Here is a 13,665-nt window from a genome sequence, read left to right as displayed (position 1 = left end):
ACTGTCAAAGGAGATTAATCATGGTGTATCTCATTATTGCCGCGCTGGCAGTAGCCGCAGTGATATATCTAATCGTGCGAAAAGTCAATGCGGCGGCATCAATTTTTGCCGTTGGTGTGATCGTGCTTATGCTTGCAGCACTGTTGGGCAAAGCGCAACCCACTACAGAGATAGAGTCTTCAGGAAATGCTTTCTACGATCAGCTTTTGGTAGTAGAAGCCCTGTTTAAGGCGCGTTTTTCTGGAATTGGCATGGCGATTATGGTGCTCTTTGGCTTTGTGTCCTATATGAGCCATATCGGTGCTGACACTAAAGCCGTGGTGATGCTTTCTAAGCCATTACAGCGTTTTAATGGTTCGTATTGGTTGGTGCCATTGGGCTATTTCATTGGCACGTTATTGTCAATGGTGATCGCGTCTACCTCTGCGCTTTCTTTGCTTTTGGTCGCCACTCTCATGCCGGCACTTATTGCTGCTGGTTTGACCCCGTTGACTGTGGCCGCCATTGTGGTTACGTCGTCGACGATTGTGCCTACTCCTTTGGAGGCGGGACTTATTCAAGGTGCTTCTTTGGCTGATATGCCTATTTCTACCTTTGTGTATGGTTTTGTTGCCAGGTCTACTGTGCCTACCATCATTATTACTGCTTTTGTGCATATGTGGTGGCAGCGACGTTGCGATAGGAAAGAAAAAGCAGGTGCTAGTGCAGGAGCCTTGGCTCATGATGTCACTACTGCGGCGGCATTGGAGAAAGCTCAAAAACTACCTGCGTATTACGCTGTTTTGCCGCTGTTGCCTTTGGTGCTTATTGTGGTGTCTGCATTGCTTAAGAATATGGGTATTTTGTCTTTTGAGGCGGAAATTTTGCCGGTGACAGTGCTTTCTTTGTTCATTGCATTGCTTATCGAGGTGATTCGTCATCGCAATATCGCGCATAGTGTTGATTCGCTCAAGTCGTTCTTCAGTGGCATGGGTGAGGGTGCTGCTGGCGTGGTGGCATTGTTGGTTGCTGCTGCGGTATTGATCGAGGGTATTACCCAGTTGGGTATTATTTCTATGCTTATCGACGCCACGGAACATACTTCTGGTGCCGCAATAATAGTGGTACTGATTTTTGTGGCTGCGACTGCTGTGATGGCATCTCTGACTGGCTCAGGCACCGCACCATACTTTGCTTTTGCTGAGGTCGTCCCCAAGATTTCTCAGCAAATGGGCATTTATCCTGCGCAAATGCTTACTGCCATCTGGGGTACTTCTAATCTTATGCGTCAGGTATCTCCGGTAAATGCAGCAGTGCTTATTGTGTGTGCTGCGATTAAAGTGGATCCGATTCGCTTAGTGAAACGCACATCGGTGCCGATGATTGTGGCGACCATTGTCAATGTGCTGCTGAGTTTCCTATTGATTAGCGCGTAGGTTGCGGGGATAGCGCCAGAGGGTTAGCGTGCGGCAAGTTGCGCCGCACGCTGGTAGGAAACACCTAGGATGATGCCTATTTCTCGAACACTAAAGCCTTGTTTTTTCATTTCCGACGCTAGTTTGTGATGGGCGTCGGAGGCTTCTTTTTTTGTTTCTTCTGCTTGTTGTTTTAACAGGTCGGCATGGGTTTTTAATTCTGCCACTGCGGAAGGCAGGATTGGTTTAATGATGATTTCAACCTCGGCTGGATCAATTTTTGCTTGATACGCAATTGCTTCACGCATTTCTTCCGCTGCATGATCGAGTCTTTTGGTCTGGGAGACTGCTCCTACTTGTGCGCATTCTAAAACCCATACTGGGCTAGAGGAGCCACGTTCGGCTGTAACTGTGAATGTTGCCATTATCGCCACCATCCTTTTCCTAGTTCAGAGGCATATTGGTCAAAGAATTTCCTTGCAGTGGTATCGTCTATTTCTCGGTGTCGCCCAAGAGTTCTCGTTGTGTTACCGACACGATAGGCATCGTGACGGCTGAGCTTAATTTCTACAAATTCTAATCCTCTTCGCTTTGCCTCATATCGAAGTTTTTTGATTACTGCACTTCGCTTCACATGGTCAGTCTACTAATGATAGACAAGTTAATTCTATAGTATATTGACAAATTTTCACTAAGAAAATAGTGAAAAAGAAATTCAATCAGTGAGGTCTTGTGATGGGCGTCGGAGGGCGTGGGTTTGTATAGGACTTCCCCCGAAAAGGGGCGGAGTGCTACTAGTGGTTTCTATGTTTTTCTATAGAGCCAGCTTATAGGTTATATAGTGATTTGTGAGTACCATCACATACTCTTGATGTTATGTTTAGGCATACTATGTAGAACGGAATGACAAATACCTATGCACTGAAAACTGAAGAACCCGAGATAATCTATCTGCGGTATCTGCAGTATCTGGTGCACTACAACCTGGCTGAGAGGAGTTGCCATAAGATATGGCATCGACAAGCACACAGCAGTTTAACCCTGATTATTTTGCGCAGGCATGGCAAAAGTTTAGTGAAGAAGAATACGACGTAGTCATCATTGGCGGTGGCTCCGTGGGAGCAGGTGCGGCAGTAGACGCTGCAACACGTGGTCTTAAAACTGCCGTGATTGAAGCGCGTGATTTTGCCGCCGGCACCTCATCACGATCTTCTAAAATGTTCCACGGTGGACTGCGCTATCTCGCAATGCTTGACTTCCGTCTTGTTGCCGAATCACTCCATGAGCGTGAGCTCAATATGTCTACCCTGGCACCGCATTTGGTGAAGCCATTACGCTTTATCTTCCCGCTGACGCATCGCATTTGGGAACGCGTGATGATGTTTGGTGGCTTTACCTTGTACGACTTCATGGGTGGCGCGAAATCAGTACCGATGCAAAAGCACCTGAGTCGTAAGGGTGTGCTCAACATTGCACCGGGGCTCAAAAATGATGCCATCGTCGGTGGGGTGCGCTACTATGACACTCTCGTTGACGACGCTCGTCATACCATGACAGTGCTGAGAACTGCCGCGGAGTATGGGGCAACAGTGCGCACCTCGACGCAGCTAGTAGATTTTGTGAAAGAAGGCAACCGAGTAGTTGCTGCTACTTTGCGAGACAGCGACACAGGCGAACAGACCACAATCAAAGGCAAGGTCTTTATCAATGCCACCGGAGTGTGGAATGACGAAATAGAAAAACTTGCAGGTGCACAAGGTAAGTTTTCTGTTCATGCCTCTAAAGGTGTGCATATTGTGGTTCCGAAAGCAAAACTTGATGCCGAGGCAGCATTGTGTTTTGTTACTGAAAAATCAGTACTTTTTGTTATTCCGTGGGGTGAGTATTGGATTATCGGTACTACTGATACCGATTGGGAAAGACATCTATCCAAACCTGATCCAGCTCCTACCCGTGCTGACATTGATTACATCCTTGACCAGGTTAATCAGCGCGTCGCAAACCCAATTACTCATCAAGATATTGTGGGCGTGTACTCAGGTTTGCGTCCTTTGCTCAGTGGAAAATCTGATTCCACGTCGAATCTTTCTCGCAATCATGCTGTGGCAAAGGTGTTGCCTGGTTTAGTGTCGGTAGCAGGTGGCAAGTACACCACATATCGAGTTATCGGCAAAGACGCTGTGGATTTAGCTGCACAAGAATTATCTTCTGCTGTTTCTGAATCCATCACTCATCGCACCCCTATTTTGGGTGCTGATGGTTATCATGCTTTGGCTAATCAAGTGCCAGCGTTGGCGCGGCGCTATGGCATTACCGAAAAAACTGTGCAGCACCTACTCAATCGCTATGGCTCTCTTATTGCGGAAGTGCTGGCACCAGCCCAAGAAGATTCCTCTTTGCTTGAACCAGTAACAGCAGCACAGGGCTATATATGGGCTGAGGTTCGCTATGCAGTTACCCATGAAGGGGCATTGCATTTAGAGGATATTCTGAATCGTCGATTGCGCGTGGCAATGGAATATGGCCATCGTGGTGTCGATAGTGCTGAAGACGTAGCGAAGTTCGTCGCCCCGCTATTGGGTTGGGATGACACACACATTGCAGCTGAGCTTAAAAACTTCCGTGCGCGTGTTGCGGCTGAATTAGAAGCAGAACAAGCCCTCACCGACGAGGAAGCAAATGGCATTGTCACAGCTGCGGCTGATACCAGAGCGGAAATAACTGAGCTCTAGGTCGAAGGAAAGTAGAAGTAGAAAGGCAAAAATATGTCCGGTGCATCATTGATGATGTGGGAGTTTTTTGGAACAGCAATACTGCTCTTGCTTGGCAATGGCGTATGTGCATTAAATACTTTGCGCACCTCTGCAGCCAAAAACTCTGACTGGATCGTCATCGCTTTGGGGTGGGGCATGGCAGTGTTTGTGGGTGCAAGCATTGCCGACGCGTCTGGAGCGCACCTCAACCCAGCAGTAACGCTCATGCTCGCCGTGAAAGGCAGCTTAGCGTGGTCTTTAGTGCCTTGGTATGTTGTTGGACAACTAGCTGGGGCTTTTGTCGGGGCGATTGCGGCATGGGCTGCATTTAAGCAGCTTTTCGACGCGAATAACTACGATGAGCACGGCAAAGAAACGGGCGCAAACAAAGATACCGGCGGTATCTTCTTCACTGCACCGGCACACCCACACAATGGTTGGAATGTGGTTACCGAGTTTATTGGTACATTTGTACTTCTGTCTTTTATTGCATTTGGTCCAAGTGGCGGGGAAATCGGTGGACTCAAATATGTAGCTGTGGCATTCGCAGTGGTCGGAATTGGTTTGTCCCTTGGTTCTCCTACAGGCTATGCCATCAACCCAGTGCGTGACTTTGGTCCACGCCTAGCCTATGCCTTTGTCCTGCCTATCAAAGGAAAAGGTAGCGCGAACTGGGGATACGCATGGGTTCCTATCGTTGGTCCCTTGCTTGCTGCCGTGGCAACAGGATTGCTTGCGCTTGTTGCTCTTTAAGTTCTGTGGGGCCCGGCGTGGCGTCGAAAAGCTGTGAACATAAAGCCGATAAAGCCCACAACAACCATACAAACCAAAAACGTGAAGGAAAATTATGACTAAATATGTTGGTGCGATTGACCAAGGCACTACCTCTACTCGCTTTATCATCTTTGACCACGACGGCAATCAAGTCTCAGTGGGGCAATACGAACACGAGCAGATCTTTCCGCAAAAAGGCTGGGTAGAGCATGACCCGAAAGAGATCTGGGATAACACTCGTCGCGCAGTAGGCAGCGCCCTTGCCGACGGCGATGTTTCTCCTTCTGACCTGGTTGCCATTGGTATTACCAATCAGCGTGAAACCACGGTCGTATGGGATAAAAACACTGGTGAGCCAGTGTATAACGCGATCGTGTGGCAGGACACGCGTACCACGCAGATTTGTAAAGAACTTATTGGCGACAAAGACCCTGACAAGTGGCGTCGCAAAACTGGGTTGCTGATTAATTCATACCCATCAGGTCCAAAAATCAAATGGATTCTCGACAACGTACCTGGTGCCCGCGAACGCGCCGAGGCAGGAGATCTGCTCTTTGGCACCACTGATACGTGGCTGCTGTGGAACCTCACCGGTGGTGCTGAAGGCGATAATGGTCATGAAGCACTCCACGCTACCGACGTAACGAATGCCTCACGTACCCTCTTGATGGATATTGAGACGCTGCAATGGGATACCGAACTATGTGCGGCTATGGGTATTCCTATGTCAATGTTGCCGGAAATTCGCCCGTCGGTAGGCGATTTCCACCAAGTTCGGGAACGTGGTTCACTCAGCGGCGTGCCGATTAAGGCAATTTTGGGCGACCAGCAGTCGGCAATGTTCGGTCAAGGTTGTTTCCGCCCAGGCGATGCCAAGAATACCTATGGTACTGGCCTATTCTTGCTGCTTAACACTGGTACTACACCGAAGTGGTCTGATAATGGCTTGCTTACCACTGTGTGCTACCAGATCGAAGGGCAAAAACCAGTGTATGCTCTCGAAGGTTCTGTTTCTATGGGTGGTTCTCTGGTGCAGTGGCTGCGTGACAACTTGCAGCTCATTCCTAACTCAGCTGCGGTAGAGAACTTGGCAAGGTCAGTAGAAGACAATGGTGGTGTGTATATTGTTCCCGCGTTCTCTGGACTTTTTGCCCCATATTGGCGCCCAGACGCTCGCGGTGTAATCGTTGGTCTTACTCGCTTTGCTAATCGCAATCACATTGCACGCGCAGTGCTCGAAGCAACCGCATACCAAACCCGTGATGTCGCCGATGCGATGGTTGCAGACTCTGGTGTTGCTATCACTGACCTGCGCGTCGACGGTGGCATGACCTATAACGAGCTGCTGATGCAATTCCAGGCTGATGTCTTGGGCGTGAACGTGCACCGACCAAAGAACGTGGAGACTACTGCCACAGGTGCCGCTTTTGCTGCTGGTCTTGCCGCTGGTTTCTGGGAGAATCTCGAGGTGCTTGGTTCCCAAAAGGGCGAACCGACAATCTGGAAACCAAAGATGGAAAAAGAAAAGGTAGAAGAACTCTACCGTGAGTGGAAACGTGCGATAAAGCGCTCCTTAGACTGGGAAGACACTGTAGAAGACGATGTAATCTGATCCCGCTTATGCGTTAGGTTACTCATCATGAGAAGAGCTGCACTGACGACTGAGGTAGGCTAAAGGCTATGGTCGATTTTGGTGCAGCTCCTCGGTTTATTGTCAGTGATATTGATGGCACTTTTTTGGGGGAAAATGCTCGAGTTGCACCACGCACTCGTGCAGTCGTCGAACGCGCCACCTCGCAGGGCACGCATTTTGCATTAGCGACGGGCAGACCGCATAGGTGGCTATTGGAGGTCGTCGAGCAGCTTAGCCAGAAACCATTATGCGTGCTTTCCAATGGTGCAGTTATTTATGACAGTGCTCATGACCATATAGTGCACGCGCATGAACTAACCCCTGAGGCAATGAGCCATGTATATAGCATCGCTACAGAGGTCTTTACCCCATTGGGCGGGATCAATATAGCCTGTGAGCGGGCAGGACAATCGGCTTATGATCCCGTTGATAGCTTGTTCATTTCCGATCATCGCTACAGTGACCTCATTGGCAAAGAGGGGTTTGGGATAGCTGCTCCTGACGAGGTTATCGCGCGCCCAGCAGTAAAAATGCTCCTGCTGAATCCTGAGCTGAAAGCAGCAGATATGTACGCTGCTCTTGCCCCACATATTGATAGCACCCGCGTGCATATGACCTATTCGATGGACAAGGGATTACTGGAGTTCACTGCACCAGGGGTCACCAAGGCTACCGGGGTGCGCTATCTTGCCCAGCAGTATGGGGTAGCACAGCATGAAATCATTGCCTTTGGCGATATGCCTAATGACATCGAAATGCTTTCCTGGGTTGGGCATGGCGTGGCAATGGGTAATGCCCGCCCAGAGGTGAAAGAGGTTGCGCAAGAAATAGCACCACCCCATACGGACGACGGAGTGGCGCAGGTACTAGAGCGCTGGTTCTAGGGATGTGTCCTAGTAATTAATCACTTGGATCTGCCCTGTGGCTGGGTCGAAAGTGATGTATCCATGTTGAAAATCAGCACGAATAAGCCCGCCAGCTGGGTATTCTTGGCTAATCGGCAAGCCGAGTGCCCCAAGGCTAAGTCCTTGGTTAGCCCATGCGTCGGCAATGCGACCCCACAGTGCTTGTACGCCAGTGATTTGAGAATCAACCAGAATTCCATTGTCGAAAAGCACATAGCGCACGGGTTGGCCTTGTGAATCAGTATAAGTATTCACACCAGAACGTGGTTTGCCCAGCGGTGAGCTGGTTGCAGAACCAGTGTGAGCGTAACCAAGGGTGAGTCGCAGGTCATTGAAGAATGAGGCGATATTATTGAGCAGTGCGCGCAAATCAGACAAGCGGATTCCGGAGGATTGTCGCTTAGGAGCCTCGGTGGTGTCCTCGATTTCGCTGAGTCCTGCCTGGGCAATTTTCTCATGCTCGGGCGCTGATTTTTGCTCTTGCGTCTGCTTTTCGACGCTCACCGCAGATGTTGGTTCAGCAGCGTTTGTGGTGCTCGCATGAGTTTCTGGCTCTGCGACAGCCTGGGTGGTCAGCGTTTTTGTTGCTGTTGCTGTTGTTGTCTCGGTGGCAGTCTCTGTTTCGATAGCTGTAGTAGTTGCCGTAGCAGTGGTGGTTATTGCAGTAGTAGCGGTATGAGTCACTGGGGCAATAGGGCTAGGGACTACAGTTGGTTCAGTTGTCGTTGCTGCTTCGGTTTTGGCACTTGTGGTTTGGATTGCCGCAGGAACGAGCGCAGCTGGTGTTGCTGCCGCCGCAGGGGTAACTGGTGCGGCAGTGCTAGTAGTTGCTGGTGCTGCTGTCGTGCTATTCTCCGCAGGTGCAGGTGCAGGTGCAGGTGCAGGTGCAGGTGCAGGTGCAGGTGCAGGTGCAGGTGGGTTAGCGCCTGCAATCAAAGAATCATATTTTTCTTTGGCAATTCTGCGGATATTATCCATTTGCGCATAACCATATTCACCAGGGCACGAGGTTAGACCAACGTCGCGGTGCGCGAAGATATTAGGCAAAGTAACTGGGGTGCCATAGGCATAGCTGGTGTACGAGGATCCCTCTGAATAGTGAGTGTCGGAACCAGTTGGATCAAAGCCAGCTACCTTTGCGCGCCAACCAGCAAGCTCTCCGACGGCTTTAATCATCTGCGGGGTGGTTTCTGCAATATCGTAGTTGCCAAGCATGGAAATTGCCCAGGTATTTTCGTTGAATCCGCCTGCGTGAGCGCCCTCAACAGCTTTATTCAGACCGCCGAAACGTCCTTCGTAGAGGTTGCCGTATTTGTCAGCAAGGGATTGGTAACCAATATCGCACCAGCCGAGGGTTTGAGCGTGGTACTTGTAGACACCGCGGACGATACCAGGTGCTTGTGCTTCGGTGTAGTCATTGGAACCAGCTGTGTGGTGGATGGTTACTGCGGAAACACCATCGTTGTAGGTAGGTTGTTGGCAGCGTAACGACTCATCAGCTCCCCAACCCGCGCGGGAGATAACGCGTGGCATTCCGTCGGAGTCTGCGGTGAGATTGATGCCACCAGTTGGAGTGGTGGATTCGCCACCGTCAATGAACACTACGTCGAAATCTGCTGCTTTGGCTGCGGCGGAGGCAGGTGCAGCAGGATCAGTGTTAGCTGGGCTGAGCAGATCGACGCCTGCCAGAGAAACTTGCACGGTATGAGTGGGTTCCACATAAACCAGGTCGGTACCGTGCTTTGCACCTGGGGTGTCTACGGCGTTATCCGCAGGTTCTGCCTTAAACCAGGAGGTCCACGAACCGTCGTTGCGTTGACTACGCACAAAGGCGGCTATGTCTTTTTCGCCGGTCCAGGTCAGGGCGAATTGAGAGAACTCATCAGCACGGTTGAATTGCTTTACCGTGCGTGCTGCCTCGCCTGTGCCTTGGGTGGCGATTGCTGGATCGTCAATGACGACGTTTTCGCCGGAGGCAAGAGAGTCAGTGGCAAGGGTGGGGTCGATGGGGGCGATGGCATCGCCGTCGGTACGCAGGATGGAGGTACCGCCGGCTGCGACAAGACCTGTGGCAACCACAGTGGTCGTTATGACAGCCGCGCTGAGTGGCTTAACAATAAGCGCGCTCAAGCCTGTGCGCGGTGCGAGTTTTTTCTTTTTCCGTTGCGGCACGTAGAACACTCCCTTAGTTACTCATATCGTCGTGGTGCTGCTGGGACATTTTTCAATCTTTGGCAAGTCTAGTATATGAATGAGGTTAATGAAACAGATGAGGTGCTATAATCCTGTAGTTTTCTATGTTGCATATGTGAAAAATGGTGCATGAGCGCGGTGTTCGATGAAAACTGTGAATTCTAAAAATTTTTTATTCCATATGCAATTAAATCCAATTAAATCGGTGATTAACTGGTTGCTTCCCTGAATTAGCACTGGGTTTAGGATAGTCTCGAGGCTATGAGTAATTTCGATTTAATCGTGGTCGGTTCTGGTCTTTTTGGGCTTACCGTCGCAGAGCGCGCAGCAAGCCAACTAGATAAAAAAGTTCTCATCGTAGAACGTCGCTCCCACCTTGGCGGCAATGCCTACTCCGAGGCGGAACCAGAAACCGGAATTGAAATCCATAAATACGGTGCACACCTATTCCACACCTCCAATGAACGAGTGTGGAAATATGTTAATCAGTTCACCGACTTCACCGGATACCAGCACCGCGTTTTTGCCATGCACAAAGGTACCGCATACCAATTCCCGATGGGGCTTGGTTTGATTAACCAATTCTTTGGTCGTTATTACTCCCCAGATGAAGCCCGCGAACTCATTGCGCAGCAATCAAGCGAAATCAACTCCGAAGATGCTACCAATTTAGAAGAAAAAGCAATCTCGCTTATCGGTCGCCCACTCTACGAAGCATTCATCCGCGACTACACCGCCAAGCAATGGCAAACAGATCCAAAAGAGCTGCCAGCAGGTAATATCACCCGTCTGCCAGTGCGCTACAACTTCGACAACCGCTATTTCAACGACACATACGAAGGCCTGCCCGTCGACGGCTATGCGCAATGGCTGGAAAATATGGCAGCGCACGAAAACATTGAAGTACGCCTAGACACTGACTGGTTTGAGGTGCGAGAAGAACTACGCGCCCAGAATCCCGATGCGCCTGTTGTATATACCGGACCGCTAGATCGCTACTTTGACTATTCGGAAGGAAAATTAGGCTGGCGCACGCTCGACTTTGAGACAGAGGTGCTGCCTACAGGCGATTTCCAAGGTACGCCAGTGATGAACTACAACGATGCCGAGTTCCCTTACACACGTATTCATGAATTCCGCCACTTCCACCCAGAGCGCGAAGACAGCTACCCCAAAGACAAGACCGTCATTATGAAAGAGTATTCACGCTTTGCCGAGGGAGATGACGAGCCATATTACCCAATCAACACTCCTGACGACCGCGAAAAGCTACTCAAATACCGTGAGCTTGCCGACGCTGAAACCGCAGAAAATAAGGTCTACTTTGGTGGCAGGCTCGGCACTTATCAGTACCTCGATATGCACATGGCGATTGCATCTGCGCTATCCATGTTTGATAACAAGCTTATCGACGAACTGAGCTAGCCGCTTTAAGCTAAAGGCGAGAGAGGCTGAATCATTCCTGGAGGTGCTGGGTGTGGTTCGTATGGTTCCTGGCTCCGGTTTGGTGCCTGAAAATGACCCACCTCACACTTAAACTTTAAGACTGCAACTTTCCCACACTTAAAGTTTAAGTGTGGGGTTTATAGTTTAAGTCTGTGTACTAAAAGTTTAAGTGTGAGAGTGTTGGAAAACTCTAAAAATCTCTAAAGCGGGAGTTTTCCCTGTTGAATAGGGTTGGCAGGATTTTTCACACTTAAACTCTTGTCCACACTTGAAGTTTAAGTCTTGCACACTTAAAGTTTAAGTGTGACTCTGAATTGGACTGATGATGATGTGCTTCACCTTATTGATGAACTACGCCTTCGTGGTGGCGATAAGTACGAGGTGGAAGTAAAAACCGGCAGAAATGGAGTCCCACACCTCGGAGAGACTCTTTCTGCTTTTGGGAACACGCCTGATGGTGGCGTTATTGTCATAGGAATTGACGAAAAAGCAGGATTCTCTGTAACTGGAATTAGTGATGTCGCAAGCTATGAGCAAAGCATCGCTAGCCAAGCCCGTGACTCTATCACTCCTCCCGTGAACTGCTCATTTTCAACTGTTACTCTCCCTGCAGATCTTTCTGCTTCCACATCCTCAGCAACTGAATCAGCAAATAAAACAGTGCTTATCGTTCACGTTCAAGGGCTTCCATTATCAGATCGCCCAGCTTACTACGCTGGTTCCGCATACCTGCGCCAAGCAGATGGTGACTATGAGCTCAGTGTGCAAGAAATTGCCCAGCTTGAGCTCCTCAAAACTCAAGCTTTCCAGCGAACTCACCCGGATCGTGTTTTTGTGGATGACAGTGCTATTGATGACCTGGATCCAGATTTACTTGCTGTTTATCTGAGGGAAGTTCGCATACAGTCGCGTCGTCAAGCTGCATTAACGGATGAACAGATCCTATTTAATACTGGGGTAACCAGCAGGGATGGTCGTGCCTCCCTTGCTGGTCTTTATGCCCTTGGCATTGCTCCGCAGCGAATTAACCCAAGTTTGGGCATCACTTGTGCTGTTCAACTTGATTCCATAATCGACGGAGCACGAACCCAAGACCTTAAGCATTTCACAGGACCAATCCCAGACTTACTAGAACAGTCACTAGAGTGGGTTATGCGTAATACACTGACTCGCATAAGCTATACCACCGCAGGTCACGGACAAAATCAGAGTGAACTACCAATGCGTGCGGTTCGTGAGATCATTGCTAACGCCTTGATCCACCGCAATTTGGATTCCGTGACAGACACAAAACGCATTGAGATTCGTATTAAAAATGATTCCCTGATCATCACAAGTCCAGGTGGGTTATGGGGTGTTTCAGAGAGCCAATTGGGACAACCGGGAGGAAAATCAGCAGTCAATCCAACTCTGTATGAGATTTGTAAACATCTCCGGATGCACGACGGTAATCGTGTGATCGAAGGAGAAGGCGGTGGCATTGCAGAAACTATAACGGCTATGCAGCAGGCAGGCTTACGATCCCCTCATTTCAAGGATCAAGGAATCATGTTCATGGCGCAGCTTTCTCGTCATGCTCTCCTAACGCATGAGGATTTGTCCAGATACGAGAATAATCTTCAAGTTTCTCCTCTGTCGGAGACTGCGGTGAAGATAATTATGAGTTTACGTGATGGAGAGGAATGGTCTGCGCCACGAATTAAGGAAGAGTTTGGTGTGGATGCTTACCAAGCACGGTCAATCCTCAAAGAAATAGAAAGCATGGAAGATGTTACCACCAAAACAGTTAATAGAGTGAAACTTTATCGTGCTAAAAATCTTGTGAAAGGAGCTAACACTACAAAAATATCTGCTGATTCTGCTAAAGCAGCCGTTGAAATAACCGATGGGGAGAAACTTGAAGGAGAAAGGAGTGAACCACTTACAAAGAACGGTCCTGCGATTCTTGATGCTTTGGATCAATTGGCTGCAATCAACAAACCGGCAACTTTACAGGAACTCATAGCAGTCACAGGTCTTAGCGAAGGTCAAACTCGTTTTGCCCTAAGTTGGCTCATTGAGCGCGGATACATTCAGATGCTTGGTAAGCAGGGGCGTCGAGACACAAAATATGCGCGGACTTAGAGGTATGTAGCAAAAATCTCCCTCTAGCGGTAAGGGCTAGAGGGAGTTGGCGGAGGATAGGGGATTTGAACCCCTGAGGGATTGCTCCCGCACGCGTTCCAGGCGTGTGACATAGGCCGCTAGTCGAATCCTCCAACACACAAAATGTGTACTCGAAAGACAGTACACATAGGGGTGCCTCAACTGCAAATCACAAGCTATACGCAGCTTATCGACGTCATGTCAAGGCACACTTTGGGCTTTATAAGAAAATGCGCTATTGTGTGTGGCAGGACTTCGCATGGCGTTTATCCCGTGAACTCCCCCAGGGCAGGAATGCAGCAAGGGTCAGCGGGCTCTGGCGGGTGTGCGGGGTCCCTTTTCTTATGGGGTGGTACGGGGTGTTTATGGGGGTAGTCGTGCGTTTTTGGTGTGTTTTTCGGCTGGACATTTTTATGGGGGGG

General features: G+C 49.5%; 9 protein-coding genes, 1 tRNA gene and 1 other RNA gene. 8 read left to right on the top strand and 3 right to left on the bottom strand.

Annotation, left to right across the window (positions count from 1 at the left end; genetic code table 11):
• The first annotated feature begins 20 nt into the window (after positions 1–20).
• Positions 21–1,415, top strand: coding sequence for a C4-dicarboxylate transporter DcuC (dcuC, locus tag FQV43_RS09580; protein WP_144275059.1), 1,395 nt, complete (start codon positions 21–23; stop codon positions 1,413–1,415).
• A gap of 23 nt (positions 1,416–1,438) precedes the next feature.
• Here dcuC and FQV43_RS09575 read toward each other — a convergent pair whose 3' ends face one another.
• Positions 1,439–1,819 (bottom strand): hypothetical protein, encoded by a 381-nt coding sequence (locus FQV43_RS09575; RefSeq protein WP_246846922.1) that lies wholly within the window; start codon positions 1,817–1,819, stop codon positions 1,439–1,441.
• 585 nt (positions 1,820–2,404) lie between these two features.
• On the opposite strand from FQV43_RS09575, the gene FQV43_RS09565 reads away from it, so the two are divergent.
• From FQV43_RS09565 to FQV43_RS09550, 4 genes are all read left to right on the top strand, one after another.
• Positions 2,405–4,126 (top strand): glycerol-3-phosphate dehydrogenase/oxidase, encoded by a 1,722-nt coding sequence (locus tag FQV43_RS09565; RefSeq protein WP_146340216.1) that lies wholly within the window; start codon positions 2,405–2,407, stop codon positions 4,124–4,126.
• A 33-nt stretch (positions 4,127–4,159) separates the two neighbouring features.
• The gene (locus FQV43_RS09560) at positions 4,160–4,900 is read left to right on the top strand and encodes an MIP/aquaporin family protein (protein ID WP_144275063.1); all 741 of its coding nucleotides are present in this window, start codon (positions 4,160–4,162) and stop codon (positions 4,898–4,900) included.
• Between the two features lie 94 nt (positions 4,901–4,994).
• Entirely contained in the window at positions 4,995–6,533 is a 1,539-nt protein-coding gene (gene glpK / locus FQV43_RS09555) for a glycerol kinase GlpK (protein WP_144275065.1), read from the top strand.
• A 68-nt stretch (positions 6,534–6,601) separates the two neighbouring features.
• Positions 6,602–7,438, top strand: coding sequence for an HAD family hydrolase (locus tag FQV43_RS09550; protein WP_146340214.1), 837 nt, complete (start codon positions 6,602–6,604; stop codon positions 7,436–7,438).
• Between the two features lie 9 nt (positions 7,439–7,447).
• On the opposite strand, the gene FQV43_RS10290 is transcribed toward FQV43_RS09550, so the two are convergent.
• On the bottom strand, positions 7,448–9,589 hold the full coding sequence (locus FQV43_RS10290; RefSeq protein WP_146340544.1) for an N-acetylmuramoyl-L-alanine amidase: 2,142 nt from the start codon (positions 9,587–9,589) through the stop codon (positions 7,448–7,450).
• Positions 9,590–9,913: 324 nt separating this feature from the next.
• Here FQV43_RS10290 and glf point away from each other — a divergent pair, with 324 nt between their 5' ends.
• The gene (gene glf, locus FQV43_RS09540; RefSeq protein WP_144275069.1) at positions 9,914–11,077 is read left to right on the top strand and encodes a UDP-galactopyranose mutase; all 1,164 of its coding nucleotides are present in this window, start codon (positions 9,914–9,916) and stop codon (positions 11,075–11,077) included.
• Positions 11,078–11,401: 324 nt separating this feature from the next.
• On the top strand, positions 11,402–13,222 hold the full coding sequence (locus FQV43_RS09535) for an ATP-binding protein (RefSeq protein WP_146340212.1): 1,821 nt from the start codon (positions 11,402–11,404) through the stop codon (positions 13,220–13,222).
• A gap of 47 nt (positions 13,223–13,269) precedes the next feature.
• On the opposite strand, the gene FQV43_RS09530 is transcribed toward FQV43_RS09535, so the two are convergent.
• Positions 13,270–13,356 (bottom strand) — tRNA-Ser (locus tag FQV43_RS09530).
• A 133-nt stretch (positions 13,357–13,489) separates the two neighbouring features.
• Between FQV43_RS09530 and ffs the strand changes: the two genes are divergently transcribed.
• An RNA gene (ffs, locus tag FQV43_RS09525) (signal recognition particle sRNA small type) lies at positions 13,490–13,586 on the top strand.
• Positions 13,587–13,665: the final 79 nt, after the last annotated feature.

Source organism: Corynebacterium sp. sy039 (assembly GCF_007904105.1).
GTDB lineage: Bacteria > Actinomycetota > Actinomycetes > Mycobacteriales > Mycobacteriaceae > Corynebacterium.
This window is presented reverse-complemented; position numbering and strand designations above follow the sequence as displayed.